Annotated in this window: 2 protein-coding genes; both read left to right on the forward strand. The window is 30.1% G+C overall.

Going from position 1 to position 947, the window contains the following annotated elements; translation table 11 throughout:
• A partial coding sequence (locus B6A10_RS16250; RefSeq protein ID WP_188221708.1) for a hypothetical protein occupies nucleotides 1–310 on the forward strand: 310 nt, incomplete at its 5' end.
• 17 nt (nucleotides 311–327) lie between these two features.
• Entirely contained in the window at nucleotides 328–837 is a 510-nt protein-coding gene (locus tag B6A10_RS16255) for a hypothetical protein (RefSeq protein WP_188221709.1), read from the forward strand.
• The last annotated feature ends 110 nt before the right edge of the window (nucleotides 838–947 follow it).

Below are 947 nucleotides of genomic sequence, written 5' to 3' on the forward strand. Positions count from 1 at the left end.
ATTTATGCAAAATAACGGCACTTTTTATGACTCTAATACGCATGGTTTTGTATATGGTAGCGATTTATATAATTTACATGCAAATGTATATAATAGCTTAATTGCTAATGATCCCAACATATCTATTTTTGAAGCTCAAGATAGGGCTATGGCATATATCCTAAAGGATAGTGGCGTAGATTTACTTAGAGCCGAGCCAGGGTCTGATATTTTTAAAAAGATAGATGTAGTACCTGATAAAAATCCTGATGGCACTGAAAAAAAAGATGCTAATGGAAATACTATTTATAAAAATGCTGATTGTGATTAACCAAAAATATTAAAGAAATGAGAAATACAATTATTATACTATTTATTATATTAATTTATGGTTGTGCTTGTAACAAAAGAGATAACTTAGAAAAAATTAAACTAGAAAATAAACAAACACTAAAAGACTTTAAAAGAGATACGTTATTGTATGTGCAAACTAAAATTTTAGATAGAAAAGAGCATTACATTGGTAAAAAATTCGAAGTATTACTGAGTGATTTGAATATCCCAATAAAACATTTCTTATATTCACCAGATTTCAATAATATTAAAAGGGTAAGTTCGACCATTTTTGAAATTTATAATGGTTATGAAACATCTAATAAATTAGAAAAAGGAGAGATTCCAGTAAATATCATAATAGCTTGGCAAACTCCATTAGTTGCGGATGAGTTAGAGAAATTAATAATTGATCGTACTAAACGAGGGGCATGGACACCTGAAAAGGAGGCTTATTTTAAAAACCAAATTGTAGGCGACGTACTTACAACAAAGTATAATCTTGACAAATACAAGAAAAAATAACCCAGCTATTCGAGTGTTCTTTAATAACTAAACGTTGATAAAAGCAAGGTGTTGCTGTGCGAACGTCTCTGACTTCGCACCCACAACAGTGAGCAAGCACTACAAATCAA

Origin of the sequence: Flavobacterium pokkalii (genome assembly GCF_014596575.1) — a bacterium.
Taxonomy (GTDB): Bacteria; Bacteroidota; Bacteroidia; order Flavobacteriales; family Flavobacteriaceae; genus Flavobacterium; species Flavobacterium pokkalii.

Excerpts from the sequence above, each read along its gene's own strand:
- B6A10_RS16255 (WP_188221709.1), top strand. The coding sequence starts at position 328 with ATGAGAAATACAATTATTATACTATTTATTATATTAATTTATGGTTGT.